The organism is Sulfurimonas sp. HSL1-2, from assembly GCF_039645565.1.
Lineage (GTDB): Bacteria > Campylobacterota > Campylobacteria > Campylobacterales > Sulfurimonadaceae > Thiomicrolovo > Thiomicrolovo zhangzhouensis.
In genome coordinates this window covers 257,664-284,142 of record NZ_CP147914.1, presented here as the reverse complement: position 1 = coordinate 284,142, position 26,479 = coordinate 257,664, and the positions used below count along the sequence as shown (strand labels likewise).

24 protein-coding genes are annotated in these 26,479 nt (G+C 60.3%); 12 read left to right on the top strand and 12 right to left on the bottom strand.

Annotated elements, in window-relative coordinates:
• Window positions 1-107: 107 nt before the first annotated feature.
• From WCX18_RS01470 to WCX18_RS01430, 9 genes are all read right to left on the bottom strand, one after another.
• Window positions 108-1,319: an ABC transporter permease gene (locus WCX18_RS01470; protein WP_345988943.1), complete on the bottom strand. Its 1,212-nt coding sequence runs from the start codon at window positions 1,317-1,319 to the stop codon at window positions 108-110.
• Window positions 1,309-1,989 (bottom strand): ABC transporter ATP-binding protein, encoded by a 681-nt coding sequence (locus tag WCX18_RS01465; RefSeq protein WP_345988941.1) that lies wholly within the window; start codon window positions 1,987-1,989, stop codon window positions 1,309-1,311. Before WCX18_RS01465 ends, WCX18_RS01470 begins: the two co-directional genes overlap by 11 nt.
• Window positions 1,986-3,197: an efflux RND transporter periplasmic adaptor subunit gene (locus tag WCX18_RS01460; protein ID WP_345988939.1), complete on the bottom strand. Its 1,212-nt coding sequence runs from the start codon at window positions 3,195-3,197 to the stop codon at window positions 1,986-1,988. Before WCX18_RS01460 ends, WCX18_RS01465 begins: the two co-directional genes overlap by 4 nt.
• Entirely contained in the window at window positions 3,197-4,408 is a 1,212-nt protein-coding gene (locus WCX18_RS01455) for a TolC family protein (protein WP_345988938.1), read from the bottom strand. Before WCX18_RS01455 ends, WCX18_RS01460 begins: the two co-directional genes overlap by 1 nt.
• Window positions 4,409-4,497: 89 nt before the next feature.
• Window positions 4,498-4,986, bottom strand: a complete 489-nt coding sequence (locus WCX18_RS01450; RefSeq protein WP_345988937.1) for a DUF4405 domain-containing protein — start codon at window positions 4,984-4,986, stop codon at window positions 4,498-4,500.
• A gap of 167 nt (window positions 4,987-5,153) precedes the next feature.
• Window positions 5,154-8,198: an efflux RND transporter permease subunit gene (locus WCX18_RS01445; protein ID WP_345988935.1), complete on the bottom strand. Its 3,045-nt coding sequence runs from the start codon at window positions 8,196-8,198 to the stop codon at window positions 5,154-5,156.
• Window positions 8,198-8,941: an efflux RND transporter periplasmic adaptor subunit gene (locus tag WCX18_RS01440; RefSeq protein ID WP_345988933.1), complete on the bottom strand. Its 744-nt coding sequence runs from the start codon at window positions 8,939-8,941 to the stop codon at window positions 8,198-8,200. The genes WCX18_RS01445 and WCX18_RS01440 overlap by 1 nt, the downstream gene beginning before the upstream one ends.
• Window positions 8,938-10,170 (bottom strand): TolC family protein, encoded by a 1,233-nt coding sequence (locus tag WCX18_RS01435; protein WP_345988932.1) that lies wholly within the window; start codon window positions 10,168-10,170, stop codon window positions 8,938-8,940. The genes WCX18_RS01440 and WCX18_RS01435 overlap by 4 nt, the downstream gene beginning before the upstream one ends.
• Window positions 10,170-10,748 carry a TetR/AcrR family transcriptional regulator gene (locus WCX18_RS01430; protein WP_345988930.1) on the bottom strand — a complete coding sequence of 193 codons (579 nt, stop codon included), beginning with the start codon at window positions 10,746-10,748 and terminating at the stop codon, window positions 10,170-10,172. Before WCX18_RS01430 ends, WCX18_RS01435 begins: the two co-directional genes overlap by 1 nt.
• 136 nt (window positions 10,749-10,884) lie before the next feature.
• Here WCX18_RS01430 and WCX18_RS01425 point away from each other — a divergent pair, with 136 nt between their 5' ends.
• Both WCX18_RS01425 and WCX18_RS01420 read left to right on the top strand, forming a co-directional pair.
• On the top strand, window positions 10,885-11,775 hold the full coding sequence (locus tag WCX18_RS01425) for an ABC transporter ATP-binding protein (RefSeq protein ID WP_345988929.1): 891 nt from the start codon (window positions 10,885-10,887) through the stop codon (window positions 11,773-11,775).
• The gene (locus tag WCX18_RS01420) at window positions 11,775-12,893 is read left to right on the top strand and encodes an ABC transporter permease (RefSeq protein ID WP_345988927.1); all 1,119 of its coding nucleotides are present in this window, start codon (window positions 11,775-11,777) and stop codon (window positions 12,891-12,893) included. The genes WCX18_RS01425 and WCX18_RS01420 overlap by 1 nt, the downstream gene beginning before the upstream one ends.
• Window positions 12,894-13,024: 131 nt before the next feature.
• Here the strand turns inward: WCX18_RS01420 and WCX18_RS01415 are convergent, their stop codons facing one another.
• The 3 genes from WCX18_RS01415 to WCX18_RS01405 form a co-directional block, all read right to left on the bottom strand.
• Window positions 13,025-13,930 (bottom strand): hypothetical protein, encoded by a 906-nt coding sequence (locus WCX18_RS01415; protein ID WP_345988925.1) that lies wholly within the window; start codon window positions 13,928-13,930, stop codon window positions 13,025-13,027.
• A gap of 439 nt (window positions 13,931-14,369) precedes the next feature.
• Window positions 14,370-14,714, bottom strand: coding sequence for a hypothetical protein (locus WCX18_RS01410; protein WP_345988923.1), 345 nt, complete (start codon window positions 14,712-14,714; stop codon window positions 14,370-14,372).
• 90 nt (window positions 14,715-14,804) lie between these two features.
• Window positions 14,805-15,416, bottom strand: a complete 612-nt coding sequence (locus WCX18_RS01405) for a TetR/AcrR family transcriptional regulator (RefSeq protein WP_345988922.1) — start codon at window positions 15,414-15,416, stop codon at window positions 14,805-14,807.
• A 93-nt stretch (window positions 15,417-15,509) separates the two neighbouring features.
• Here WCX18_RS01405 and WCX18_RS01400 point away from each other — a divergent pair, with 93 nt between their 5' ends.
• The 10 genes from WCX18_RS01400 to WCX18_RS01355 all read left to right on the top strand — a co-directional run bounded on the left by WCX18_RS01400 (window position 15,510) and on the right by WCX18_RS01355 (window position 26,459).
• Window positions 15,510-16,262, top strand: a complete 753-nt coding sequence (locus WCX18_RS01400) for an outer membrane lipoprotein-sorting protein (protein ID WP_345988920.1) — start codon at window positions 15,510-15,512, stop codon at window positions 16,260-16,262.
• The gene (locus WCX18_RS01395; protein ID WP_345988918.1) at window positions 16,259-17,512 is read left to right on the top strand and encodes a hypothetical protein; all 1,254 of its coding nucleotides are present in this window, start codon (window positions 16,259-16,261) and stop codon (window positions 17,510-17,512) included. The genes WCX18_RS01400 and WCX18_RS01395 overlap by 4 nt, the downstream gene beginning before the upstream one ends.
• A 101-nt stretch (window positions 17,513-17,613) precedes the next feature.
• Complete coding sequence (locus WCX18_RS01390) at window positions 17,614-19,908, top strand: MMPL family transporter (protein WP_345988916.1); 2,295 nt, start codon at window positions 17,614-17,616, stop codon at window positions 19,906-19,908.
• Window positions 19,909-20,026: 118 nt separating this feature from the next.
• Complete coding sequence (locus WCX18_RS01385; protein WP_345988914.1) at window positions 20,027-20,974, top strand: AAA family ATPase; 948 nt, start codon at window positions 20,027-20,029, stop codon at window positions 20,972-20,974.
• A 9-nt stretch (window positions 20,975-20,983) separates the two neighbouring features.
• Window positions 20,984-21,817: a DUF58 domain-containing protein gene (locus WCX18_RS01380; protein ID WP_345988912.1), complete on the top strand. Its 834-nt coding sequence runs from the start codon at window positions 20,984-20,986 to the stop codon at window positions 21,815-21,817.
• Between the two features lie 3 nt (window positions 21,818-21,820).
• A complete protein-coding gene (locus WCX18_RS01375) occupies window positions 21,821-22,213 on the top strand; it encodes a hypothetical protein (protein ID WP_345988910.1) in 393 nt (130 codons plus the stop codon).
• Entirely contained in the window at window positions 22,206-23,102 is an 897-nt protein-coding gene (locus WCX18_RS01370; protein ID WP_345988909.1) for a VWA domain-containing protein, read from the top strand. The genes WCX18_RS01375 and WCX18_RS01370 overlap by 8 nt, the downstream gene beginning before the upstream one ends.
• Window positions 23,092-24,063 (top strand): VWA domain-containing protein, encoded by a 972-nt coding sequence (locus WCX18_RS01365; protein WP_345988907.1) that lies wholly within the window; start codon window positions 23,092-23,094, stop codon window positions 24,061-24,063. The genes WCX18_RS01370 and WCX18_RS01365 overlap by 11 nt, the downstream gene beginning before the upstream one ends.
• Window positions 24,056-24,922, top strand: coding sequence for a tetratricopeptide repeat protein (locus WCX18_RS01360; RefSeq protein ID WP_345988905.1), 867 nt, complete (start codon window positions 24,056-24,058; stop codon window positions 24,920-24,922). The genes WCX18_RS01365 and WCX18_RS01360 overlap by 8 nt, the downstream gene beginning before the upstream one ends.
• Window positions 24,897-26,459, top strand: coding sequence for a BatD family protein (locus WCX18_RS01355; protein WP_345988904.1), 1,563 nt, complete (start codon window positions 24,897-24,899; stop codon window positions 26,457-26,459). Before WCX18_RS01360 ends, WCX18_RS01355 begins: the two co-directional genes overlap by 26 nt.
• The last annotated feature ends 20 nt before the right edge of the window (window positions 26,460-26,479 follow it).

Sequence of the window (26,479 nt, the reverse complement as noted above, 5' to 3'; positions counted from 1 at the left end):
AGCGGCCTATGAACGCACATACCGGCGGGGAAAAAGGGAAACAAAGGGAGAAAAAGGGTTAAAAAGTGACCAGACGCCGGGCGGCCGGCAGCGCCGGCGCGGATTTTTCACTCATACCGCAGCGCGTCGATCGGGTTCATGTTCGCCGCCTTGCGGGCCGGGATGATCCCGAAAACGATCCCGATGAGCATGGAGAAGAGCAGCGCGACCGTCGTCACGGCCGGATTGATGACGAGGGTCAGGTCCATCGCTTCCGCGACCCCCACGGTGATCCCGATGCCCGTGAGCACGCCGAAGATGCCGCCGAGTCCCGAGAGCACGACCGCCTCGATCAGGAACTGGATCAGGATATCCTGACTCATGGCCCCGATGGCCATGCGGATGCCGATCTCACGGGTGCGTTCGGTCACCGAGACCAGCATGATGTTCATAATCCCAATCCCGCCGACGACGAGGGAGATGGCGGCCACCGCCCCCAGCATCACCGTCAGCATCGAGGTGATCTGCGACAGGGTGTCGAGCAGGGCCGTCATGCTCCGGACGGCGAAGTTGTCCTCTTTGCCCGGTTTGATGTTGCGGCTCTCGCGCAGCACCTGGCGGATCTGCTGCTTGACGGTGTCGAGGGGGTAGTTTTCCTTGACCGACACCAAAATGGAGGGGATGTTCTGATTCCCCCCGATACGGCGCTGGAACATCTTGATGGGGACGAGGATCAAGTCATCCTGGTCCATGCCGAAGGTGTTCGCCCCCTTCTCCTCGAGCGTTCCGATCACCCGGCACGAAAAGCTCTTGAGGCGGATCTTTTTCCCCATGGGATCTTCTCCCCCGGGAAAAAGTTCGTCGATCACCGTCTGCCCGAGGATACAGACGCTCTGCCCCGCCCGCAACTCGCTCTCGCTGAAGCGTTCCCCCTCCGCCAGGTTCCAGTTCTGGACATCGAAATAGCCGTTTTCAACGCCGCGCACACTCGTCTGGTAACTGCGGTCGCGGTAGAGCACGTTCACGGTACTGCTGGCCATCGGGGAGACCGCCTCGAGCGTAAAGATCGATTTTTGCAGGATGCGGACATCCTTCATCTCGAAGGGGATGCTCGTTCCGGACATCCCCGGAGGCCCCTTCTCCTGGCCGGGCATGATGTGCAGGGTGTTGCTGCCGAGGCTGCCCACGCTCGCGGTAATCGACTCGCTTGCCCCCTGCCCGATGTTGACCATCGCGATGACCGAGGCGATCCCGATGACGATCCCTATCGCGGTCAGCAGGGAGCGCATCAGGTTGCGCCTGATTTCGCGGATGGCCTGCAGGAAAGCGTTAAGCAGCATGGCCCGTGTCCTTCTCAATGCGGCCGTCACGCAGGAGGATCGTACGCGACGCATACGCGGCGATCTCCTCTTCGTGCGTCACCATGATCACGGTGATCCCCTGGGCGTTGAAGCCCCGGATAAGCTCCATGATCTCATGGCTGCGCTGGGTGTCGAGGTTCCCCGTCGGTTCGTCGGCGATGAGGACCTGCGGCTGCGTCACGATGGCACGGGCGATGGCCACGCGCTGCTGCTGCCCGCCCGAAAGCTGGGAGGGGTCGTGATGCAGGCGTTCGGCGAGCCCGACCTGCACCAGAGCCTCCTCCGCGCGCTCCCGGCGCGCTTTGGCGGAAACGCCCTGGTAGATCAGCGGCATCTCCACATTCTCCAGCGCCGAGGTACGTTTGAGCAGGTTGAAGCCCTGGAAGACAAACCCGAGAACGTAGCGGCGGAACAGGGCGCGCTGTTCGTGTGTCAGCCGCCCCAGGTCCGTCCCGTCGAACCGGTAACGGCCCCCGCTGGGCACGTCGAGGGCGCCGAGGATATTGAGCAGGGTCGACTTGCCGCTGCCGCTGGGCCCCATGATGGCGACGAACTCACCCTGACCGATCTCCAGGTCCAACGGATGCAGGACGTGCGTCGCCGCCTCGCCGCTGCCGTAGGTCTTGGTGATCTGTTCCAGGCTGATCATGGCTGTTTCTCCTGGGCGACGATGAGACTGTCCCCCGGTGTGAGCACCTCCCCGGCGATGACACTCTGGGTGCCGTTCGTACCGAGCACCTCGACGTAGAGTTTCTCCGGGGTCTGGCCGTTGAGCCGCCAGACGTGCGGTTTGTCATCGTAGGCGCTCTCGTCATCATCATGAAACGCGAAGAGTTTCGTCTCCTTGGACGTTGCAACGGGAAGGTAAAGCAGCGCGGCGCGGGGGACGATCAGCGCATCGCGGAAGGTCCGGACGGTAATGTCCGCGTCGGCGCTCATCCCCGGGCGCAGCTTCAGGTCGCTGTTGTTGACGTCCAGTACGGCGATGTAGGTGACGACCCCGTCCTCGATTTCCGAATTGACCCGCACCATGCGAATCGTGCCCGAAAAGACGGTGTCGGGATAGGCGTCGACGGTAAACGATGCCGTGTCCCCCGCCTTTACCTTGGCGATATCCGCCTCGTCAACGCTTACCTGCAGCTCCATTTTGCGCAGGTCTTTGGCGATCGTGAAGAGCGTCGGCGTCTGGTAGGAGGCCGCGACCGTCTGGCCGGGGTCGATCTCCCGGGTGAGCACGGTACCGTCTACGGGCGAATAGATCGCCGTGCGCTCCAGGTCGTACTGCGAAGAGACGAGGCTGTGCTTCGCCTGTTCCACCTGCGCCTTGGCGTTATCGACCTGCGCCTTGGCTGCCAGGTAGTTTGCGTAGTCCGTATCCCAGTCGCTTTGCGACGGCAACGCCCCTTTCGTCTCTTCGCGCAGCGTTTCGTCGCGCTTGAGCGTCGCCTTGCTGCGGTAGAGCTCCGCATTCGCGTTCTCCAGCGTCGCCTTGGCCGACATCAGCGCCGCGTTGGCCTTGTCCACGGTGCTCTGGTACTTCGTCTTGTCGATCTGCGCCATCAATTGCCCCTTCTTCACAAGGTCGTTGTAATCGACAAGCACCTTCTCGATCGTGCCCGAGACCTCCGTACCGACGTCAACGCTCTCCAGCGGCTGCAGGTACCCCGACGCCGAAACGGTGATGTTGAGTTCCCCCCGCTCCGCGCTCTGGGTCACGAAACGGTAGGCCTGGCCGTTCTCGGCCGGTTGCAGGAAGAAGTAGCCGCCGACGGCCGCCGCGGTCAGCACGACTAAGCCCAGAATAATCCATTTCCAGCGGGGGCTTCTGTACGCCGTGACCTTTTCCATCGCTTCCATTACTGCTCCTTGTATATCCGGGTGTCAAAGTAGAGCGCGATCCGCTCGATCTGGATGTTGTAGTGCTGGATCTGCTTTTCGAGCTTCTGGATCTGCACCGAATTGCCCAGAGACTCGAGGTCGTAGGAGGAGGTATACCCCGCCTTGACCTGGCTCTTCGTGAAGGTGTAGAGGTCGTCGTACATGGCGATCATCTCTTCGGCCACGCCGATCTTCTCTTCATAATCCCCGATGGTCGCCGCACGCATATCGTACTCCTGCTCCAGCTCCATCTTGCGGTCGATCTGCGCCGTCTGCGTCTGAAGCGATTGCAGGCGGCTCGCCTCGACCGTCCCTCTGCTGTTGATATCGAGCGGCATGCTCAGTACGGCGCCGTAGCTGTAGCGGTCGCCGTGATAATCGAGACTGTCGCCGCGGTAGTCGTTGTAGCCGTACCCCGCATTGACCGAAAGCGTCGGCAGGTAGGCCGAACGCGTCACCTTCCACGCCGCCGTGTCCGCACGGCGCTGGGCCGTGTATTGCAGCAGTTCAATGCTGCTTTGCAGGTAGACGTCGCGGGGGACAAGGGGGAACTCCGGCAGCGCCACCGTGTCGACGCCGCGCGACCCGAGCAGCTTCTGGAGTTCGAACGCTTCGCTGCGCAGGGAGTTGCGGACAACGATCACATCACTGCGCGCACTATCGCGGTCGATGGTCACGCGGTTGAGTTCGCTGATGTCCGCGCTGCCGACCTTGTACTTCGCCCGGGTGATCATCAGGTCGATGTCGCGGTTGGCCAGCGTCAACTCGCTCTGTTGCAGCTTCAGGCGGTCCCGCTCGACCTGCGCTTTGAGAGTATAGGCCTGCTTGAGGTAGGCGGCCTCCTCCAGGTCGACGGCCAGCAGGTTCGCTTTGCCGGAGGCGTCCGCCTGTTCGACGGTATAGTAGATCCCGCCGCTGCGGAAAACATCCTGGTCCCACGACACCCCGGCGCTCGCCAGTCCGCCCTCGCTGCCCGCGGCATCCCTGGAGCGCGTATAGGAGAGCGACAGCATCAGCGGAGCAACCCAGCTTGTCTTGCCGGTCCCGGTTTGCTCTTTGACCTGTTCGCGTTTGAGCTTCAGCAGCTCCTGTTTCTGTTCCGAGAGCGGCAGCGTCTCGGCGCCCAGGAGTGCCCCGAGCAGAAACGGCAGGGGCCAGAGCCGGTGGAGAGGGAGCGTGCGATCTTTCACTTTACCGATATCCTTCCAAGTGTGTCACTTACTATTATAGACCAAGCCTGCCCCGGCAGGGACAACCTTCGTCAAACAGGGTAGCTGTTTTACTGCTTTTGTGCGCTGATGATCATCACCAGCTCGTAGGGGGAGACGCTGTTGGTCCGGGCGATCTCGGCGAGCGAATCCGCACTGCCGATCATGATCCCCCGGCCGCCCAGCAGCGTTGCGGCCTGCTCCCGGTCCGTCTCCAGCAGCCGGAACGATAAGGCCAACGGTGCATTCAGGGCGCGCTCGATCAGGGTCACCTTCGGGTTGGGGCCGCTGTCGGCAGAGGCGATAAACCCGATCGAGACGGCGGTAATCACGGCGGCATACCCCATGAAAAGCTTTTTGGGAAAGTACCGCTTCATCCCCTTCCAGTTAAAGTAGACGTGCAGAAGCGCCGCGGCGGCGAAGAGCAACCCCAGCGTCTCGTGCAGCGCCTTGACCTGGACATCGAAGACGTGAAAGTAGAGCATCACGCCGCTGACGCCGACGACAAGGAATACCAGCGCCGTTAGCGAAGTCGCACTCTCTTTGATCAATGGTTTCATCCCAAACTCCTTTCAGATCGTTGTTCGGTGGCTCGGGAACGGCAAGAAACTTTATACACCGTTCATATCTCTTTGGAAACGATTGTAGGAAAAAGCTGTATATCGGCAGCCAACGCGGCGTAAACCAATGTAAACGGCCCATGAGAGGCCGTCTGAAAAGGGAAGCGTTACGCCTCCCCGATGCGGCGTTCGTAGTGCGAACGCAGCCAGCGGTCCAGCGGGTAGAGCAGGCGGTAGATGATCGGCACGACGACCAGGGTGAGGATCATCGAACTGATCAGCCCGCCGATGACGGCGATCGCCATCGGCGACTTCGTCTCACTCCCGAAACCGCTGCCGAACGCCAGCGGCAGCATCGCGAAAACCATCGCGAAGGTCGTCATGAGGATCGGGCGCAGACGCTTTTCGCCCGCCTCGAGCAGCGCCTCGTTGACCTCCCGCCCCTTCGCAACGGCGGCGTTCGCGAAGTCGACGAGCAGGACGGCGTTCTTGCCGACCATCCCCATCAGCAGGAAGAAGCCGATCATAACGAAGAGGCTGAACTGCTGCCCGCTCAGGAAGAGGGCGATCAGCACCCCCGTAATGGAGAGCGGCAGCGCCATCATGATGATAATGGGCTGGATCAGCGACTCATAAAGGATCGCCAGGATGATATAGATCATGATGATGGTCAGGCCGATCGCCGTGACAAACGCTTTTCCCGTCTTGGCCATCTCTTCGGCGAAGCCGGTGAAGCGGTAGTTGACGCCCTCGGGCATCAGCTCGTCGATCTTGGCCATCGTGTAGCCGACGGCCCCGCCGAGGTCGAGGCCGAAGAGGTCGGCGAAGACCGTCACCTGGCGTTCGCGGTCGAAGCGGTTGACCGCCGCCATCGCGCTGCCGTTCTCAAAGGTCACGAGCCCGTCGAGGGAGACGAGGTCGCCCGCCGGGGTCCGCAGCTCCATCTTCTTGATCTGCTCCACGTCCTCGCGGTGGGCGTCATCAAACCGCAGGGTAATGTCATAGAGCTTGCCGTTCTCCTCATACTGGGAGATCGGCAGGTCGCTGGAGAAGGCCGTAGAGAGGGCCTTGGCGATATCCTCGGCGCGGACGCCGAGGCGGTTGGCGTTTTCGCGCAGAATGGAGATCTGAAGCTCCGGCTTGCCCGCCTCGAGGTTCGTATCGATGTCGACGAAGCCCTGCTTCTGCGCCAGGTAGGTCGTGAGCGCGTCCGAGGCCTTGGTAAGGGATTCGAAACTGTCGCCCTTGAGGACGATCTGGTACGGTACGGAGACCCCGGCGCCCTTGATGTTCGGGATGGCCGCCGCGGTGATGAAGAGATCCGGATCGAACCCTTTGAGCTTGCCGCGCAGCGCCTGGATGATCTCCTCCTGGTTCTCGCTCCGTGTCGTTTTGTCCGTCAGCTTGACGTAGAGCAGCGCCTTGTTGATCTCCTGGGCACTGTTATAGCCGATGCCCAGCGTCGTGTACTCCACCTGGTCGACGCTGTTGACCAGCGCTTCGACCTTGCGGGATTTGACAAGCATCTCCTCCAGGGAGATCCCCGGCTTCGCCTCGATCTTCACCTCGAACTCCGCCTTGTCCTCCTTGGGGACAAAGTCCATCCCGATCTTCGGGAAGAGCGAGAGGGAGCCGATAAAGATGACGAGGACGGCAACCATGTTCAGCACCTTGAACCGCAGGGCGAAGCGCAGGGTCGCCGCGTAGGCGCGGTCGAGCCAGACGAAAATAAACTCCGTCTTGTCATAGAAGCGGCTCTCCCCCTTGTGCAGCACCCGGGCGCTGAGCGAGGGGATAAAGGTCATCGCGATCGTGTAGGAGATGACGATGGCAAAGGCGACGGTCATCGCGAAGGAGTTGAAGAACTTCCCGACGATCCCGCTCATCATGGAGACGGGGATAAAGACCGCCAGCAGCATCGAGGAGATCGCAAGGATGGCGAAAGCCATCTCCTTGGTCCCCTCGACGGCCGCATCGAACTTGCCCATCCCCGCTTCCATCTTTTTATAGATGTTCTCGATAACGACGATGGCGTCGTCGATGAGGATACCGATCGCCAGCGTCAGCCCGATCAGCGTCAGCTTGTTCAGGTCGAAGCCCATATAGTCCATCAGGGCAAAGGTGCCGATAATGGAGGTCGGGATCGCCAGGAAGGCGACGAGGGTGATCGTGACGTTGCGCAGGAAGACAAAGATGATCAGCGCCGCCAGCAGCGCCCCGTACACCAGGTCGAACTCGACGTCTTCGAGGGAGTGGATGATAAAGGGCGAGGTGTCGTTGAGCGTTTTCACCTCGATCTTGTCGCCCGCAAGCTTCTGCAGCCCCGGCACGGCATCCTTGACCAGTTTGATCACGTCGAGGGTATTGGTGCCCGAGATCTTCTGTACCTCCAGCATGACGCCGGCCTTGCCGTCATAGGAGGAGAAGCTCTTCGCATCCGCCAGGCCGTCCTCGACCCGGGCGAGATCGGCCAGGCGGAGTTCGTCTTTGATCTTGATCGCAAGGAGATCCTCGATGTTCACCGCGTCGGCCTCGGTCTTGATGATCAGCTCGCTGGGCCCCTTCTCCAGTTTCCCGCCGCCGATCTTGACGTTCTCCTTGGAGATGATGTCGTTGAGCTCTTTGACGGTGATGCCGTACTTGTTCAGGGCATAGGGGTCGGGATAGATGCGGATCTCGCGGTCACGGTAGCCGATGATGTTGATGGCCCCGACCCCGCTGAGACGCTGGATCGCCGGTTTGGCCTTCTCGTCGGCAAAGAGCATCAGCTCCGTCGGCGTCGCCTCCTTCGCCGCCAGGAAGACGTTGATGACCGGTGCCGCGCCGATATCGAGCTTGCTCACCAGCGGTTTCTCCGCCTGGACCGGCAGCTTGACGGCGGAGACTTTGTCGCGCACGTCGTTCGCCGCCTCGTCAATGCTGCGCTCGAGCAGGAACTTGACCATGACGACGCTGACGCCGTCGCTGCTGGTGGAGGTGATCGTGTCGATGCCGTTGATCCCCGAGACTGCTTCTTCGATCTTGTCGGTGATCTGGGATTCGACGCTGGTCGGCTCCGCCCCCGGGTACACCGTTTTGACGGTCACGATCGGGAAGTCGACGTTGGGGAAGAGCGCCGCGGGCATGGCTTTGAAGCTCATCAGTCCGAAGACGACGAGCGTCAGCACGTACATCAGCGTCGTGATGGGTCGGTTAATGGCGAATTTGTACATCAGTCGGCCTCGATCTCACCCTCGCCGAAGAGCCCCGGGACGATCCCCTTGGCGGGGACCTCGACGATGATCTTGCGGTTGGCGTTGTTGGCCGTCGGGTAGACGATGCTCACCTTCCCTTCGCGCGGCGCCGTTTCGCCGTCGACACGATAGCGGAAGGTCTGGCCCGCTTTCAGTTTCGTCCAGTACTTCTGGTCGACTTTGAGCTTGAGGGTGTTCGCCTTCGCGCTCTGCAGCCGCAGCAGCACCTTGATCATGGCGCCGCTGACGACGTCCCCCACCTCGACGGGCTTGTCCGAGACGACACCGTCAAAAGGGGCCCGCAGGATCGTCTTCTCCAGCAGGGCCTGCTTGTAGCGCACGTTGACTTCCGCTTCGTGCAGTCGGCTTTTTGCCGTCTCGTACGCCGACGCGTAGCGGTCGTATTCGCCGGCATCGATGACGTTCTTGACCTTCTCGTAGCGTTCGAAATTGCGCTGGGCGAACTTGGCGTCGACACGGGCCAGCTCCAGCTGTGCTTTGGCCAGCTCCACGGCCTCTTTCATATCGTCGTTATCGAGCCAGAGCAGGATGTCGCCCTTTTTGACCCGGGAACCGACGTCGATATTGATCCCTTCGATGGTACCGCTGGAGGTCAGGGAGAGCTCGGCGGCCTTTTCCGCTTCGACATCGAACGTCGCATAGATGCTTTCGGCATGCAGTGCCGTCAAAAAGAGGACGGCCGTCACTAAGATCTTTTTCATTTGACATACTCCTTCGGGTCCATCCCCAGGTTATAGATATAGGTTGCATTGGCGCTGTTCAGCCCGCTCAGTGCGCGGTTGTACTGCGCTCTCGATTCCGTGGCCTTGCTCAGCGCGTCGAGGTAGCGGATATAGTCGACGACCCGCGCCTCGTACTTCTTCTTGACGACGGCAAAGGTACGGTCCGAGGCCGTTTCCGACTTTTTCGCCGCGTCGAGCAGGCTTTCGGCACGCTGGATCGCCTTGAGCGCCAGGGCCCGGTCCGCTTCCGCCGACTTCTCGGCGTAGCGCAGCTCGAGTGCGCGCGCCTCCTGCTGGAGCCGGATCACCTGCTTCTGCTGCCGCGCGGCGCCGAAGTCGATCAGGTTCATGGTGAGCTGCAGGGTCAGGCGGTTCTGCTTGTCGACGAAATTGACCGGGAAGCTCGGGTTGAAATTCTCGTAGTCGTACCAGGTATAGGTGTCATTAAGGGCGATGGTCGGGTAGTAGACGCTGTCGGCCTGTTCGGCCTCATAGCCCAGGGCACGGACCCGGTAGGCCATCGCTTCGAGGCTGTCGAGCCGTTTCGCTTCGGGTGCTTCGGGCAGGACAACCGCCCCCGGCACCAGTTCCCCCTCCAGCGTCGCGCCGCTGAGCAGTTCCAGCTGGCTGCGCAGGCGGTCGCTCTCGAATAGCCGCGCCGTGATCTGGTAATCCGCATCGGCCACGGCGGCGTTCAGACGCTCAACGTCCTCCTCCGTCGCAATGCCCGCGCTTTTGAAGAGTTTGAACCGTTCCAGCTGCTCGGCGAGCTGCTCGCGGTTCTTCTGCAGGGCGTCAATGTCGGATGCGACGTTCTGCAGTTCGGCATAGCGCTGGATCACCTGCAGCGAAACCGCCTTTTTGAACCCTTCGAGGTCGAACCGCCCCGCCTCGGTGAGCATGTTCTTCTCATCAAGGAGGTTCTTGCGCTTGAAGCCGTCGAGGATGACGAAGTTCGCCTCGGCATAGGCCTTGTAGGTTTCGGGGACATCGATGCTGCCCCGTTCGTCGATATACGAGGCGCTCGCCCCCACGTCGATGCGCGGCAGGTACGACGCGACCACCGCGTCGTGTGCGTGCGCCGCCGCCTCTGCGCGCTTGGCGTAGGCCTGCACCTGCTCATTCTGCTGCGCCTGGGTGATCAGCGTCGGCAGATCGAAGCCGAACAGGGCCGTCCCCGCGAAAAGTAAAGAGAAAATCTGTCGCATTAGCATCCTTTGATCATGGTCAACATCTGGGCCTGCAGTGCCGGCACCTTCGAGAGCAGGTCGCCGTCGTGGACCAGCCAGTAGTTTATGTACCCGTCGCTGAGACCGGCAATGTGATAGGACATCGCCAGGGCCTCTTCCTCATCCAGGTTAGGATTGATCCGCCGGACGATCCCGGCGATCACCTTGTACACCTGCTCCAGGATCTCCGGTTCGCTGTGACGGATATTGCTGAAAAAGAGCGGGTTGTTTTTCGCGCACTCCTCGACGGCCTTGCGTTTGGAGGCGAAATGGCTGAACTTGAGCCAAAATGCCGCTTCGAGCTGCGCTTCAGGCTCCGTCACCTCTACGCAGCGTGCCCGGAGTTCCTCGATATAGCCGCCGATCTGCGCTTTCACATAAGCCATATAGAGCCCCTCTTTGGAGTCGAACAGCCCGTAGATCGTCCCCACGGAGACCCCGACGCTCTTGGCCAGATCGGAGATCTTGAGCGCTTCGTACCCCGCCGACTCGAAGGATTCCGCCGCCGCCTCGAGGATCAGGGAGCGCTTGACATCCTGCAGTTTCGCTTTGATCATGGTTGACCTTTCCGTTCCTTTTGATCGAAATCGTATTGAATACTAGAATGTTATTTCTAAAAATGAACTTAGTTCAAATTGCCATATGCCGATTGTGATGTATACTACCGGATAGGACCCCCGAAGGAGCAGGACAGTGATCGAGGCCGAACATCTGTACAAACGTTTCAACAGCACGACGGCCGTTGAGGATGTCGGGTTCCGAATCCCCAAGGGGGAGATTTTCGGGCTGCTCGGCCCCAACGCCGCGGGCAAAACGACGACGATGCGGATGCTCTGCGGCCTGATCGCCCCCGACGAGGGCACTGTGCGCATCGACGGGAAGCCCGTGCAAAAGGCCAAGCGCTGCTTCGGCTACGTCGCGCAGTCGTTCGGGCAGTACGAAGAGCTCAGCGTCATCGAGAACCTCCGTTTTTACGCCAGCATGTACGGTGTGCATGACGCGGAACGGCTCGATGCGCTGCTCAAACGCTACGCTTTGAGCACGTACCGGAACAAACGCGCCGGGACCCTCTCGGGCGGGATGAAACGGCGCCTTGCCCTCGCCTGCGCCCTCGCCCACGATCCCGATGTCCTCTTCCTCGACGAGCCCACGGCCGGTATCGACCCCGTCACCCGCAAACAGCTCTGGGACGACTTCTACACGCTGGCGGCCGCGGGAAAGACCCTCTTTGTCACGACCCACTATATGGAAGAGGCGCAGCGCTGCCGCCGCATCGCCATCCTTGAGCACGGTCGGATGATCGCCGAAGGGGCACCCTCTGCCATCAAGTCCGAACTGGGGGAGGTCCGCGTCTTCGCCGTGCGCGTCGACTACGATCCCGCCCTTGCCGCCGCCGCCGAAAAGCATCCGGGGATCCGTCTCGTCAACCAGTTCGGCAGCGAACTGCGCCTCATGGCAATGCCGGAAACGGGCCGCGAGGCCATCGATGCGCTGCTCGCGCCGTTCGCGCCGGATGCCGCCGTCTATGAAACCGAACCCAATCTCGAAGATGTCTTTATGGCTCTGACCCAGGAGCGACGCTGATGCTCGGGGCGATGATCAAAAAAGAGCTGACCCAGCTGCGACGCGACCCGAGGCTGATCGCCCTCATTGTCGTCATGCCCGTCATCTTCTTAGTGCTTTTCGGCCTCGCCCTCAAACTCGAACCCAAAAACGTGGCGATGGCGTACGTCGACAACGACCGCTCCTTTTTCAGCAACCTCATCAAAACGGGGCTCTGGAGCGACGGCTATTTCAAGCTCTATCCGGTAACTGACAAGGCGGCGATCATCGAGGAGATCCGTTCGGGCCGGGCCGAGGCGGGTCTCTTTATCGACGGCAAATTCTCCGCCGACCTCAGCGAGAACCGCCAGCCCCACATCACCTTCTACGTCGACGGCACGATGCCCTCTTTGACGACGGCGATGAAGTACAACTCCTCCGCCGCCACCGACGAAGGGGTGACGAACGACATGTATTTCCTCGACGAAAACGCCCCTCCGACCGTTATCGCGCCGGAACCCTTCATTATGGATACCGTCGTCCTCTTCAATCCCGATGAAAAAGAGACCTGGTTCTTCCTGCCGGGCATCATCGGGGTGCTCATTATGCAGATCGCGCTTATTCTCACGGGGATCACCGTCGTGCGCGAGCGGGAGAAACAGACCCTGGAGCAGCTCCTCGCCACCCCCATCAGTAAAAGCGCCTTCGTCTTCGGCAAGATCATTCCCTACGTCATCATCGCCCTGATCGACTTCTACCTTATCCTGGGGCTGGGGTGGCTGCTCTTCGACCTCCCCAAAGCGACCTCGCACCTCTACCTTGCCCTGCTCGCCGTCATCTATGTCGCCGTGATGATCGCGCTGGGGGTACTGATCTCGCTCGTGTCGCAGACCCAGCAGCAGGCGATGTTCCTTGCAATCTTCATCATTATCCCTTCGGTGATGCTCAGCGGCCTCATCTTCCCGCTCGAAGCCGTCCCCGACTACATCCGGCCGCTCTGCTACGCCATCCCGTTTACCTACTTCGTCGAGATCATCCGCGGGTTGTTGATCAAACACACCCTCATCGCCGACCTCTGGCCCTCTTTTGCGGCGCTGGGCGGATTCGCCGTCCTCTTTATCGGGCTGAGCATCCTCAAATTCAGACGCGCCCTGCTGTAAAATCAGTCCGTTTGTTTCGTGCCGTCGGGCATGATCATTGTGTTCATATAGATGTTTTGCGGAAGAAAGAAAAGGCGGATTCAGAAGAAAAGGGTGTGTAGCACCCGGCAGCGGCGGGCTGCCGGCGAGGGTTAGGCGAGGGTGACTTCCTGGCCGTCGGTTTCATTGTCGTCGACGCCGTCTCCGTCATCATCCGTATCCTCATCATCGGGGATACCGTCGTTATCGTCATCGTCGTCATACGCATCGGTCAGGCCGTCGTGGTCGCTGTCGTTGAGCTGGTCCGCATCCTCGCTGTCGTCGATACCGTCATTGTCGTCGTCGCTGTCCGCATCATCATCGATACCGTCATTGTCGTCATCGCTGTCTACGTCGTCATCGAGCCCGTCATTGTCATCGTCAATATCGGCATCGTTGTTGATACCGTCGTGGTCGAAGTCGTTGATGCTGTCCTCGTCCACCGTGTCGGGAATATCATCGCCGTCGTCGTCCGTATCCACGTCATCCTTGATCCCGTCGTTGTCGTCATCGTCATCGTAGAGGTCGATAACGCCGTCGTGGTCACTGTCCATCGGGTCGTCGCTGAGTTCGACGGAGATCACGGCGCCTTCGGGCGTCACGACATTGAAGAGATCGTCGGAGACGCCGTTATTATCGTCATCGTAACCGGTACGCTCCATCGGCAGGTCGATATAGCCAAGGTCGATCGCGCTTGCGTTCACTTCAAAAAGGGTGCTGCCGTTAAGGGTCAGCAGCGTGACGACGGAAGCGTCCGGCGTGTTCTCATTGGTCGTCATCACCAGGCGGCAGCTGGTATTTTGGGGGACTTCGATCTCGAAGGGGTGTTCGCTGGTACCGTTGTCATTGGAGTTGACCGCGTAGTAGCTGCCGTCTTCGCAGAAGGCTTCGATCAGGGTACCCGGTACGGTACCGGTAATACTTGTCGTCGCCCTGTCGCTGCTGCTGCCTGCGCTGCCGCAGGCGGCGAAGATCAGGCCGGCGGCAAGCGTTGATAGTGCAAGAGAAGTTGTTTTCATCTTGGTTCCTTGTGGTGAAATGATCCAACCACTATGACGGCCGAAGATGAAGATTGCATGAAGAAAGTGATACATTTGTGATACATTCCAGGGTGTAATGACCTCTCTGTGCACCGTTTGCACGGTCTCAGATGCCGCCGGGCCCTGCCCCAAAAAAAAATATCTGCATTTTTTCCATTTTGCTACGCCGGTGCTACGTTTGCTTTTTACAATGGTTTTGTTCAACTTAAAGGAGTGATCATGAATCTGTTCTACTACCGTCTGCCGAGCCTGGGTCTTGGTTGGGGAATGACCGCTGTCGGTACCGCAGTACAGAACGTTCCTGCCCGCACGTCACGCTACACTTCAGTGCGCTTCTAACCTGCACGGCGGGGTCTCCCGCCGCTTTTTCCGACTTTATTATGATCTTTTGAGCTGTTTTTTTTGAGGGCCGACGCGCTTAGCAGGCGTCGCGGTAGTGGTGGTCGAGTTCCTTGCGGTACGCTTCGAGAACCTTCTCGGCCGGGATCCCTTCCTGGTAGATGCGCAGGATCTGGCGGATGAAGTTGATGGGGTATTCGTAATAGTGCCCCTCGTCGCGGCGCATGATCTCATAGAGGACCTCATACATCCCCGCGTAGACCTCCGGGTTTTCCTTGCGCAGCCGCTGCAGGTCCTCTTCGGCCTGAATCAGCGTCTGGTCATTGAATTCGCCCCGTTCATGGATGGTTTTGCGAATCTCGACATAATCCTTGAGGCTTTTGCAGTTAACGACATGGTCCGTAAAAATATCGATCAGCGTCATGGCTTCTCCTTTGCCGCTTTCGGTTTGAGTACATTGTAAACCCTGAACGTAGCAACAGTGTAGCACGGAACAGGAGCAATGCATCCTGTTTTACGATTTCAGCCCCTCGAGCAGCGTACGGTTCCCGGTTTCGAAAATCGCGTCGATGTTGTCACTGATCACCAGGTGCCCGTCGATAATCAGCGAGGCGAGGCCGTGCACCGTCGACCAGACCGTCGCCGCCAGCAGGAAAGGATCGCCCTTTTTAAACACCCCTTCATTCTGCCCCGCTTCGATCAGATGCACCAGCGCGTGGAACCCCGTCGCCTTCTCCGCATCCTCGAGGTCGCACACCTCTTCGCGTTCCTGGCGGACCGTCGGGCCGAAAAGCACCCGGTAGAGCTGCGGGTTGTTGACGGCAAAGGCGAGGTAGGCGCGCCCCATCATCGTGAAACGGGCCAGCACATCCGCATCCGTCCGTGCAAAGATATCGATAAAAAAGGCGTCGAAACGCTCGAAACCGGCCAGAATCACCTCACGGATCAGTGCCTCTTTATTCTCGAAGTGGCGGTAGATCGCCGTCCGCGACGCCCCGATGCGCGAGGAGAGCTCCCGCAGGGTAATCGCCTCCAGCCCCTCGCTCTCGAGCATCTCCAGCGCGGTTTCAATGGCCGATTCTTTGACATTGCCGTGATGATACGGCCGCTTTTCATCCTGATTCATTTCAAAAGTATAACAGAATCCCCTTTGGTGTTGACAAGTGTCACATCACTATGTTAACATTGTCAACATCACCCGAGGATGGAGGAAACCCCCATGCAAAAATGGTTACCGTTCCTGCTGCTCTTTTCGCTGAATGCCTGGGCGATCAGCGCCTACGAGCTCGCACAGAAAACCGATGCCGCGCTGAGCGGCTTCCACGATGCCGTCAGCGAAATGAAAATGACGCTGATCAACGCCAACGGCCAGACCCGCGACCGCACAATGCTGATGAAGGTCCTCGAAGGCAAGGAAGGAGACAAGTCGCTGATGGAGTTCCTCACCCCCGCGGACGTCAAGGGGACCAAATTCCTCAACTACGAACATTTCGACCGCGACGATGACCAGTGGCTCTACCTCCCCGCCCTCAAGCGGGTCAAGCGGATCGCGTCGCGGAACAAGTCGGGCTCTTTCATGGGAAGCGAATTCAGCTACGAGGACCTCGGCGCGTTCAATATCGAAAAGTACACTTACAGCGGCGATGCGGAGACGGTGGAACTCGAAGGGAAATCCTATTACAAAACCGTCCGCATCCCCAAGGAGAAGGACTCCGGCTATACGAAACAGGTGAGCTGGATCGATCCGGGAACCTATGTCATCATACAGGTGGATTATTACGACCGCAAGAAAGCGCTGCTGAAGACGGCCCGTTTCAGTGACTACCGCAACGTGAACGGCGTATGGCGCATCGGCAGGATCGTCATGACCAACCACCAAAACGACAAGAAAACGATCCTTGTCTGGGAAAACGAAAAGATCGGAACCGGCCTGACGGACAAAGATTTCCACCAAAGGGTCCTCAAACAGTGAAACAGCTGCTGCCCCTGCTCATGACCCTCCCGCTCCTGGCGGACATCGGCATCCGCGGCAATGTCAGCCTGCAGGGCGACTCCTTTCTCAACCATCAACCGGGCAAACACGAAAATGCTGCCACCCTGCTGGGTTCCTTTGAAGCCGAATACACCTATGAAGATCTCCGTATGGTGACGCGGATCAACGCCCAGCAGGATTATTATGACCTGCAGGCAAAAGAGGAGCAGACGGGCAGGAGCTTCCTCCGGGTCGATGAGCTCTACGGCACGCTCGACCTGGGTGACAACCAGCTGATGGCGGGGCGGAGTCTGCGCTTCTGGGGGGCGCTGGAGGTCCGTAACATTGTCGACGGCTTCAACCCCGTGGACCTGCGAAACGGTCTCTTCGAGGAGGACAAGATCGGCGTCTTGAATGCGGCGCTGACCCACTACACCGACACCGGATCGCTCGCCCTGATCGTCAAGTTTTTCGAAGAGGATCAGAGAATGGCCAAGCCCCCGTACGCCTTCAACTTCTTTCCTCCCGAAGTCCGCTACGATGCGACACTGCAGACAAGCGAGTCCAATACCCTCCCGACCTACTACCTCCGACTGGGCGGTTCAACGGAGACGGAGTACCCCCTCGATTATGCCGTGATCGTGCAACACGGCTACGATTCGCAGCGCTATTTCCTGGCAGGTGATCCCATCATTACGCCTATAGACCTCATCACCTATACCTACACGATTCCCCTGGCCGAACACGCCTACCGCGTCAACAAGGCGATGACCTACGACACCCTCGTCGTCGGCGACACCCTCTTCAAGCTCGAAGCGCTCTACGCAGACGTCATCGACGATGACCGCATCTCCGACTACTACCACGTTGCCTCCGGAGTGGAACATACCATCGTGCAGGTCTACGGGGAAGCGGACCTCGGCCTGCTCGCGGAGTACTACCGCTACGAGACGACGGAAAAGGGCAAGTACACGGACCTCGACCTCTTCGAAGTCTTCCAGAACGACCTCTTCCTCGGCCTGCGCCTCAGCCTGAACGACGTCAACAGCGCAACACTCGTCGGGGGCGTTATCGCCGACCTGGAGTATGACGAGCAGAGCTATTACGCCGAGTACGAGACCCGGCTCTTCGACAGTTTCAAGCTCAATATCGACTACCGCTATATCGAACCGTCGAAAAACACGATGACGGCTTTCCACATGCTCGGCCGCTTTCAGAGCATCAGCGCCAAGTTCGGGTATTACTTTTGAACGATGTCTGGAACAAAGTCCCATCCATCTACGCTTGCCGCTATGGCACTAAAGCACAAAAATGCTTTCGGCATTTTCGTAAACTGACATAAGGACGCTCTATGAACATCGACCGATTCGTTGACGGCATCATCCGGTTGCGCTGGTGGGCCGCACTGCTGATCCCGCTTATCACCCTGGCCCTCGCCTCGCAGCTGCGCTACCTGCAGTTCGAGGGGAGCTACCGCATCTGGTTCGGTGAGGAGTCCCCCATCCTCAGACAGTATGACGACTTCCGTTCCGTCTTCGGCAACGATGATGCCCTGCTCATCATGTTCCGTGACGATCACGGCGTTTTCAACCCCAAAGCGCTGGGCGTCGTCGAGAGGATCACAGAAGCACTCTGGCAGACGACGGATATCGCCCGGGTCGACTCCCTGACCAACTACCAGTATGTGCACAGCGACCCGGAGTATCCCGACGACGTCATCGTGGAGGATTTCATCGGCGATCCCTCCGCGCTCTCCCCTGAACAGCTGGCCGAAAAGGCGCGCATCGCGGCGGGCGAAGAGATGATCGTCGGGCGGATCGTCAGTGCCGACATGAAAACGACGATGATCGCGGCACGCCTCACCCCCAAAGCCGGGGACGACCCGGAGGTCTCGGCCCGGCTCAAGGCGGCGGGCGAGGCGATTGTGGCCAGGGAGTCGGCCAGCGGCTACACCTTCCACCTGGGCGGCGGCCCGATTCTCAACATGGCCTTCATTCACCTGGGGGAACATGACGTCAAGGTCTTCACCCCCTTCGTTCTGCTGATCGCGATGGTGCTGCTCTGGTTCATTTTCCGCCGCCCCTCGGGGATGCTGCTGAGCCTCTCCGTCGTCATCTTCACCTTCCTCATCGTCCTCGCGGTCCAGGTGCTGCTGGGCTACAGGGTCAACAACTTCACCGCCAACCTCCCCGTCTTCGTCGTCGCCATCGGGATCGCCGACGCCATGCACCTCTTCTGGATCTACCTCGTCGGCCGACGGAGGGGTATGGCCAACCGGGACGCCATCCGCTTCAGCGTGCGCAAGAATCTCCTGCCGACCCTGCTGACCTCCTTGACGACCGCCGTCGGGTTCGCCTCCCTGGCGGTCAGCGACGTCATCCCCGTCAAGACCCTGGGCATCGCGACGGCAACCGCCGCGCTGCTCGCCTTTGTGCTGACGATCCTTTTCGTCCCGGCCATGCTGGCGATCCTCAACCCGAAAGTAGCACAGAGCGAAGAGGAAGAGTCCGAAAGCCATGATGCGTTCTCGCTGGGCAGCGCCCGTTTCGTCATGCGCCACGACCGCGGTATTCTGCTCGGCAGCCTGCTGCTCTTTACGCTGATCGGCATCGGGATCGCCTGGGTGAAGGTCGATTCGAACACGGTGCGCTACTTCAAAGAGCACGTCCCCTTCCGGGAGACGGTGACCTTCGTGCAGCGTCACCTCACCGGGCCAATGGCCTACGAGGTCGTCGTCGATTCGGGGGAGAAGGACGGCATCAAATCCCCCGAATTCATGCAGACGGTGGCCCGCTTCACCGACGCGTTCAAAGCGGAGTACCCCGCAGTGCGCCACACCACTTCCCTCGTCGACGTCGTCGAAAAGTTCAACGACGTCATGAACGGCAGCCCGACCATCCCCGCAGAGCGGAACCTGATCGCCCAGTACCTGCTGCTCTATTCCCTCTCCCTGCCCCAGGGGATGGAGATCAACGACCGTATGGACGTCGACGAACGGCAGCTGCGGGTCACCGCGTCGGTGGACATCGTCGACACCTCCCTGGACCTGGAGATGATGCGGTGGGTCGAAGCGTGGTGGGCACAGACGCCCTATCCCGCCCGGGTCAACGGGCAGGCGGCGATGTTCGCGCATATGCAGCACGACGTCACCGACACGCTGGTCGAATCGATCCTGCTGGCCATCGCGGCGGTCTCTCTGATGATGCTGCTGATCTTCCGCAACCTGCGCATGATTCCCCTCTTTATCATCCCCAACGTCCTGCCCATCGCCCTCGTCGTCGGGGTCATGGGGTGGCTGGGGATCACCATCGACCTCGGTGTCGCGGTCTCGGGGGCCATCATCATCGGGGTGGCGGTGGACGACACCATCCACTTCCTCGTCAAGTACCGCGAAGCACGCCGGGAGGGCGAAAGCCTCGAAGCCGCGCTCGCCTACGTCTACCACTATGCGGGCAAGGCGATCGTCTTTACCACCCTCATCCTCAGCGCCGCCTTTATGATCTTCGCGCTGAGCGATTTCGTCCCCAACGTCAACTTCGGGATCGTCACGGCCTCGGCACTGGTGATCGCCGTCCTCATCGATCTGCTGATGCTCCCCGCGTGGCTCAGCCTCGCCGACAGCGGCAAGCGGAGCCTCATCGCCTGACGAGCAGCGGAGGCGCGCTAACCGCTTCCGCGATTTACCAACTGTTATATATGGATTTACACCCGATTTACCCCGTCCGAATATGATTGCGTATCACACTATCCTAGGACGGGAAAAAATGAACGAGAAAATCCACGCCATCAAAACCGAGATCGCCAAGGTGATGGTCGGGCAGGAGGCGCTGATCGACGCCCTGCTCATCGGCCTCATCACCGACGGTCACATTCTCGTCGAGGGGGTGCCGGGACTGGCGAAGACGACGGCCATCAACTCCCTGGCCAAAGCGCTCGGGCTGGGCTTCAAACGGGTGCAGTTCACCCCCGACCTGCTCCCCAGCGACATCGTCGGAACCGAGATGTACGACCAGCGCAACGGCGCCTTCAAGGTCAAGATGGGCCCCGCCTTCACCCACCTGCTCCTCGCCGACGAGATCAACCGCGCCCCGGCAAAGGTGCAGTCGGCCCTGCTGGAGGTGATGCAGGAGCACCAGATCACCATCGGGGACGAGACCTTCAAGCTCAGCGACCCCTTTCTCGTCCTCGCGACCCAGAACCCCGTCGAACAGGAGGGGACCTACCGCCTTCCCGAAGCGCAGCTCGACCGCTTCATGCTCAAGGTCCTCGTCGACTACAACAGCTTCGAAGAGGAGATGGAGATCGTCGACCGCATCGCCAACCGGAGCGTCGGGACGATCATGCAGGTCGCCGGTGCCGACGACATCCTCGCCATGCGCGACGAGGTGCAGAATGTTCATGTCGACGAGGCCGTCACCCGCTACATGATGAAGATCATCTTCGCCACCCGTGAGCCGGAGAAGTACGGGGTCGGCGAGATCGCGCAGTACCTCGAGTACGGCGCGAGTCCCCGCGCCTCCATCAACCTCTATAAGGCCGCCAAGGCCCGCGCCTACCTGCGCGGCAACGACTTCGTCACCCCCCTCGACGTCGCCGACACGGTCCGGGGCGTGCTCCGCCACCGCATGGTGCTGAACTACCGGGCCGAAGCCGCCGGCGTCACCGCCGACGACCTCATCGGCACGATCATGCAGACGATCAAGCTCCCCTAAGGCTTCACAGTGCTGGCGCACAAGAGCGAAGAGATCCTGATCCGTACCCGCCGCAACATCTTCGGCAGCAATGCCGGGGGGAATCCCAGCATCTTCGCGGGCAACGGGCTGGACTTTGCCGAACTCAAGGAGTACACCATCGGCGATGACGTACGTACCCTCAACTGGAAGGTGACCGCAAGGGAGCAGCGCCCCTTCGTCAATGTCTTCAACGAGGAGCGCGAACTCAACATCGTCTGTGTCTTCCTCGAGAGCGGCAGCATCTTTTTCGGCTCGCAGCGTTTCAAGCAGGAGGTGATGGCCGAAGCCCTCTCGCTCATCTCCTACTCGGCGCTGAAAAACGACGACAGGGTCTCCACCCTCGTCTTCAGTGACAAAGAGGAGTTCTTCCTGCCGCCGACCCGTGCCCTGGGCTCGCTGCACGTCACGATTCCCGAGGTGCTGGGCCGTGACCCCCTGGGCAAGCGGGTCGATTTCGCCGCCCTGGTCGACTACCTCAACGGCCGTGTCCGCCAGCGTTCGCTCATTTTCCTGATCGGCGACTTCTACGGTGAAGGCATAGACCTCTCCCTGCTTGCCCGCCACGAAGTCTACGCTCTCATCGTCCGTGACCGCTTCGAGGAGAACCCCGCCCTTGCCGGCGAAATTGGCCTGCTTGACGCCCAGAGCATGGAGAGTACGAGCCTGGAACTCTCCCCCGGTCTCGCCGCACGCTACTGTGACGCGCTAAAGACGCGGGACAAGGCCCTCGTCGAGCACCTTTCCGCCCACCGCATCGTCTCGACGAAACTCTACACGGACGAAGAGCCCTTCGTGAAGCTCTCCGCACTGTTTCGGAGGTAGGCGATGCCCGAACAGACCCTGCCGCTCAAAGACATCAAGCCGATAGTCGCCGTCCCCGACCACTCTCTGTGGATCCTCGTCGCCCTTGTCGCGGCCGGTATCCTGCTGCTGGCACTCCTCGGGTACTGGTTCTTCAAACGCGGACGGAAACAGACAGACCCCAAACGTGCCGAGGCGCTGAAACGGCTGCAGGCGCTGGATTTCAGCGACACGAAAAGCGCCGTCTACGATTTCAGCCTGCTGGGGCACTTCGTGACGACGCCGGAGACGGAAAGCAGTTTCAGGGCACTGCTAGCGGAGCTTGAACCCTACAAGTACCAAAAGAGCGTGCCCGCCCTGGACACAGCGCTCGAAACGAAGCTGCACGACTTCATCAAGGAGGCGCACCGTGGGTGAGTGGACGCTGGAGTATCCCTGGGCGCTGGGGCTGATCGCCCTCTTTTTGCTCTGCGAAACCCTCTGCCGGGCCAAAACGCAGCAGATGCTCTTCCCCGACACGGCGCTGCTGCGCACCCTCGCCGCCCGCAGCGGCTGGATGACACGGGGGATCAAACTCCTCATCTTCACCCTGCTCGCCCTCGCCCTCGCCTCGCCGATCCGCCAGAACGAGGTCGTCATCAGCGACGACAAGGGGTACGAGCTCTCCCTCGTCCTCGACGCCAGCGGCTCCATGCGCCAGATGGACAAGTTCGGCATCGTCAAGAAGATCGTCCTCGATTTCATCGACAAGCGCGAACACGACAAGCTTGCCCTGACCCTCTTCGCTGATTTTGCCTACGTCGCCATGCCCCTGACCTACGACAAGCAGAGCCTTAAACAGCTGCTCTCCAAGGTCGACGTCGGTATCGCCGGCATGCAGCGCACAGCGCTCTACGAGGCGCTCTTCATGAGCACGAAGCTCTTCAAGAGCTCCGACGCCAAGGAGAAGATCGCCATTTTGCTCACCGACGGGCTGGACAACACCTCCCAGGTCCCCGTCGACGTCGCTATCCAGAGCGCCGTCAAGCACGGCATCAAGGTCTACGTCATCGGCGTCGGCGGCCGGGGGGATTACGACCCTGAGGTACTCCAGAAGATTGCCCGGGAGACGGGCGGAAAGTTCTACGAGGCGGGCAGCGTCGAACGGCTTCAGCGGATCTACGACGAAATCGACACCCTGGAGAAGAGCGAGATCAAGGCGGACAAATACGTCAAAAAGCGCTACTACTTCCAGTATCCGCTCGGCGCGGCGCTGCTGCTGCTCGTGCTTTTTGCCGTCATGCGAAGGAGAGGCCATGCACTTTGAACAGCCCCACCTGCTTTTTCTGCTGATCGTCCTCGTCCCGCTGGCACTGCTGCTCTTCGCGCCGCGCAAAGCGGTCCGCAACACTTTCGCCCCGCAGGTCCTCAAACTGCTGATGCAGCGCACTTCCACCGTACCGCAGTGGCTGCGCAGCGCCCTTCTGCTCGCCACAGCGGCCCTCTTCATCACCGCCCTCGCCCGGCCGGTCATCGACAACGGCGAGATCAGGGTCCAGAGCAGTACGATCGACCTCATCGTCGGTTTCGACATCTCCCGCTCGATGTTCGCCAACGACATCTACCCCAGCCGTCTCGCCCTGGCCAAACGGAAATTCGACGACCTGCTCGGCGATGTCAACGGTACCCGCATCGGGGTGATCGGCTTCAGCGCCCGCGCCTTCATGGTCTCGCCGCTGACCGAGGATTTTGCGACCCTGCGCTACCTCGTCTCAAACATGAACACCGACTCCATCAGCCTGCGCGGCACCGACCTGCTCCAGGCCCTGCAGCAGACCGACACCCTGCTGGAGGGGAGCGACAAAAAAGCGCTGCTCCTCTTCACCGACGGCGGGGACGGCAGTGATTTCGACAAAGAGATCGCCTACGCCAAGGCACACAACATCATCGTCTTTCTCTACAATATCGGGACGGAGAAGGGCGGGGTCATCCCGACCGCGCAGGGGGCCATGACGGACAAGCAGGGCGATATCGTCGTCGTCCGGCGCAATGACAGCGTCAAAGCCCTCGCCCTGCAAAGCGGCGGGGCCTATCTGCCCTACTCGCTCAAGCACAATGACATCGAGGCCCTTGCCGATGCGCTGAAGTCCCGCTTTACACCGCGCAGGGAAAAGAGCGACGTCATCCGCGACGTGCAGGAGCTCTTTATCTGGCCGCTGGGCGGCGGCATCGTCCTGCTGATCACCGCGCTTTACTCCCTGCCGCAGCGAAGGAGACGCCATGCTTAGATACCTTCTGCCCTGTTTCGCCGCAGGACTGCTCCATGCGGGGTTGACGGATTTCCATACCCTCTCCAACGCCGCATCGGCCTACAACGGCGGCGATTACGCCGCGGCAGCCGAAGGGTACGGCGCGCTGCAGGGCAAAAACGACGCCGCCCGCTTCAACTACGGCGACGCCCTCTATAAACAGCAGAAGTACAAAGAGGCCGCAGACGTCTTTACGCAGATCCGTGCCCCGGAGCTCAAACAAAAAGCACTGCATAACCTCGGAAACAGCCTCGCAAACCTCGGCAAGACCGACGAAGCGATCAAGGCCTACGAAGAGGCACTGAAACTCGGCAAAGACGACGATACGCAGTACAACCTCGACCTGCTGAAAAAACAGAAAGAGCAGGAAAAGCAAAAACAGGACAACCAAAACAATCAGAGCGACCAGAATCAGTCCCAACAGAATGATCAACAGCAAAATGACCAGAAACAGCAAGATGATCAAACGCAGGATCAGCAAAGTAAAGAGAACGCCAGCAAGGGGGACGATTCGCAGCAGAAAGAGGAGCAGAAGAACGGCGAACAGAAGCAGCAGGATCAGGAGAAACAGGCGGACGGGGAGCGCGACAAACCGCAGCAGGAGGCGAAACAGCAAAACGGCCAGCAGGATGCGCAGCAGCAAGAGGCTGACAGGCAGCCCGAAGAAGTACCGGAAGCCCCCGATGCGCAGGATCAGCAGGCCGCGATGGCCGACCCCATCAGCGATATGGAAGAACGCAAATACAACCAGATGCTTGACAAGCGCGGCATCAAAACATTGATGATCCCGCTATCGGGTAAAGGAGAGCCCCATGATGACGAAACGACCCCTTGGTAAGATCCTGGCACTACTGCTTGTAGGGCTGCCGCTGTTCGCGGCGGTGACCGCCACCGTCGACAACCCCGCCGTCACCCGCGGCGATCCGGTCACCCTGACACTCAGCGCCACCGGGGACGACATCCGCTTCCCGGCGCTGAGCGACATTGCCGGCTACCCCATCCAGAGCCGCGGCACGAGCCGGAACATCTCCATCATCAACGGCCGTACGACGCGCGCCATCGAGCAGCGGCTCGTCTTTACCCCGACGGAGGACGTTGCCATCCCCGCCCTTGACATCACCGTCGACGGCACAGTCGAACACACCCTCCCTCTGCGCGTCAAGGTCATCTCACCCCAGGCCGCGCCGCAGGGGGCTCCGGTACAGATGCTCCTGCATCTCTCCAAGGAGAACGCCTATCTCGGCGAACCCGTCGAGCTCGACCTCGTCTTCAAATACCTGCCCGGGGAGCGCATCGACGACATCCGTATCAGCGAACCGACGCTCGAGCACTTCTGGATCAAACGCATCAATACCCAGGCCGAACGTGCCGCCGACAGCGAGGGGTACATCACCCAAACCTACCGCTACCTGCTCTTTCCGCAGCAGAGCGGCGACCTCGACATCCCCGCCATCTTCGCCCAGATCGGCACCCAGGTCACGACCCCGCGCGGCGGAGTGATGAACGACCCCTTCTTCAACGACCCCTTCTTCGGTTCGGCCCGCATGCAGTACCGCAAAGTCTACTCCGAACCGGCGACCCTGCATGTCTCGCCCCTGCCGGAAGGGCTCGAAGTCTACGGCCGTTTCACGATGCGCTCCGACGTCGACAAAACGACCGTGGATGCGAACAAGCCCGTCAACCTCCATATCCATATCGAAGGCAACGGCAACGTCGAGGACATTCCCAAATTCGAACCCCGCTTTGAACACGCCATCGTCTACGCCAACGACCCGAAAACAACAAGCACGCTCAAAGACGGCCAGTACTTCGGCACCTTCGACCAGACCATTGCCATCATCCCCGAGCGCGACTTCACCATCACCCCGCAGGCGTTCCGCTATTTCGACGCGAAAACGGCCCAGCCGGCACGCCTGCAGACCGACTCCTATTTCATCAAGGTCAAGGGTGCGACAGCGCTGCCGACGGCAGTGGTCCAAGCGGCTCCCCATGTCGAAAGCGCCATACCTGTTGCAACGGCAGCAGAACCTGCCGCTTCCGGGAACGGCCGCTTCAGCCTCTATGAAGCCCTGGGCATCTTCGCCGCCGGGGCGGCTGCGGGCACCCTCTCACTCTGGCTGCTGATGCTGCGCGGCCGCGACCGCCTTCCGGGAAAGAGAGAGCTCCCGCCGATGGCCAAGCGGATCAAAATGGCCAGAAGCGACCGGGACCTCTTCGAACTGCTCCTGCCGCTCAAGGGGAGCGCCGAAGCGGTTGATGCGGCCCTGACGCTGCTGGAATCCAATCTCTACCGCGGTACGGACCATGCCGTCGACCGTCACGCGCTGATGGCGCATTTCAGCGGCAGCGCGCCGGAGGATGTCACCTTCATCTGACGCAAAGTTGTACAGCGCGG